Annotated in this window: 2 protein-coding genes; both read left to right on the plus strand. The window is 53.2% G+C overall.

The features are described 5' to 3' along the window. The coding region (locus ACTF5Z_RS10485; RefSeq protein ID WP_438985585.1) for a sodium-dependent transporter at positions 1-1,233 on the plus strand (1,233 nt) is incomplete at its 5' end. A 4-nt stretch (positions 1,234-1,237) separates the two neighbouring features. Further along, positions 1,238-2,421: alanine/glycine:cation symporter family protein (locus tag ACTF5Z_RS10490; protein WP_438985586.1), on the plus strand; the 1,184-nt coding region annotated here is incomplete at its 3' end.

Genomic DNA, 2,421 nt, shown 5'->3' on the forward strand with positions numbered 1-2,421 from the left:
AACGGCGGTGCTGCGTTCGTACTCGTCTATTTAGCTTGTATTGTCGTGATCGGCATTCCCTGCATGATGGCAGAAATTATGCTGGGTCGGCGCGGGCAGGGGAGTCCCACCACAGCTGTTGCGGCCGTCGCTCAGGAAAGCGGCGCCAGCGGAGGCTGGCGTTTTGTTGGCGGCATGGGTTTGTGGGCTGCTTTCACCATTGAGGTGGTTTACGCGGGTATTGTCGGTTGGGTCCTTTGGTACCTGTACAAAGCGATTTTGACCGGATTCGCCGGCTATGACGGTGCAGTCGCAGCGAGTGAATTTACCGGTATGCTCGCCGATACACAAGGCATGCTGATCTGGACCTTAGTGGGGTTATTCATTACTGGCGCTATCATCTACGCGGGTGTAAAAAATGGTATTGAGCGCGCGGTCAGTGTCATGATGCCTCTGCTGTTTTTGCTGCTGGTGGGCTTGGCTATCTATAATGTCTTCGCAGGCGGGTTTGCCGAGGCGATCAGCTGGCTATTTACGCCAGATTTTTCAAAGATTAGTGCCGATGTGTTTCTGATCGCGGTGGGTCAGGCATTCTTCAGTATTGGCGTCGCTATGGCCGGTATGATGGTGTACGGGGCCTATCTGCCGAAGTCGGTTTCGATAGCTAAAAGCGCCGCGATTATTATTTTCGCCGATACCCTTGTGGCGTTGGTCGCAGGTTTGGTTATTTTCCCCGCGGTGTTCAATAACGGGCTCGACCCTGCTGCGGGTCCTGGGCTTATTTTTCAGACCCTCCCCGTTGCTTTTGCGCAAATGCCGGGTGGGCATGCCTTCTCCGTTTTATTTTTTGTGATGCTGTCTGTAGCCGGTATTACCTCTATGGTGGGTTTGGTCGAGGGTCTTATTGCCTACATGGAAGACCGTCACGCGATGGCGCGACACAAAGCGACTCTGCTGGTCATGGGCGCTGTTGCTGTCCTCAGCGTGTTGAGCTTGTTGTCTTATAATGTGCTCGATCACATCAAAGTGGCAGGTCTAAACTTTAACGACGCGATGGATTTGCTGTCGAATCAAATATTGCTGCCGTTGGGTGGATTATTTATTGCTTTCTTTGCCGGTTGGGTCATGCGCAGCGAGTTCAGTAAAGAAGAGTTTGCAATCAGCGAGGGCTGGTATTCTGTGTGGCGTTTTACAACACGCTTCATCGTGCCCCCCGCCTTGGCCGTCATTTTCTACTTTGGTATTGCGGGGTAGCGCCATGATCTCTGTTGTTAACGACTGGTTATGGAATTACGTGCTGATCGCGGTCTTGCTGACCATGGGGTTGTTTTTTACGGTCAGCACACGGGCGGTGCAGTTCCGCTACTTTGGGCGCATGTTCGGTGTGCTACGCAACGCGTTTCACCATGAGCAGGGGCACCTAACCTCTTTCCAAGCCTTGGTCGTTTCGGTTGCTGGCCGTGTGGGCTCGGGCAATATCGCAGGTGTTGCCGTCGCCATTACCCTGGGTGGTCCGGGCGCTATTTTTTGGATGTGGCTTATTGGGTTAATGGGTATGGCCACCAGTGTGGTGGAATGCTCGCTAGCACAGTTATTTAAACGTGCCGAACCCAACGGAGATTACCGGGGGGGGCCAGCATTTTATATCAAACACGGTTTGAATAAGCCAAAGCTTGCGGCTGTCTATTCGGTACTGTTGCTGATTACCTTTGGTTTGGCGTTTCCAGCGTTGCAATCGTTTGTGGTGGCAAGTTCACTTGAATCGTCGTTTGGATTCAGCACACTGACCAGCGGCTTGGTGTTGACCGTATGTGTTGCGCTTGTCATCTTCGGGGGCATTCATCGTATTGCGAAAGTGAGCGAGATCATCGTCCCCTTGATGGCGGTGGGTTATTTTGCACTCGCCGTCTACATTCTGCTTATGCACGCCGCGGAGCTGCCGGGTATTGTTGCCATGATCGTAAAAAGTGCCTTGGGGCTAGATTCGGCCATTGGTGGTGGTATTGGTGCGGCGATTTTGCAGGGTGTACGTCGGGGCTTGTTCTCGAATGAGGCGGGCTTGGGAAGTGCGCCCAACGTGGCGGCGGTTGCGTATGTGAAGCATCCCGTGAATCAAGGTATCGTTCAGGCCTTTAGCGTCTTCATTGACACTCTGCTGTTGTGCACTGCAACGGCGGCTATGATTTTGTTGTCAGATGCTTATACACCGGGCGCCGAAGGCGTCGAGGGCGTGGCGCTGACTCAGCGAGCCGTCGCCGAGCAGGTGGGTGCGTGGGGCGAGACCTACGTGAGTGTTGCGCTTATCCTGTTTGCGTTCAGCTCGATCGTATATAACTACTATTTGGGCGAAAATAGCTTGGACTACTTCAGCGAGGAAAATCAAACGCTGTTTAATGTGTTCCGGCTGGCACTCCTAGGTTTAGTGTTTTGGGGCTCCATGCA

The sequence above is a fragment of the Aequoribacter sp. genome (genome assembly GCF_965659035.1).
GTDB lineage: Bacteria > Pseudomonadota > Gammaproteobacteria > Pseudomonadales > Halieaceae > Aequoribacter.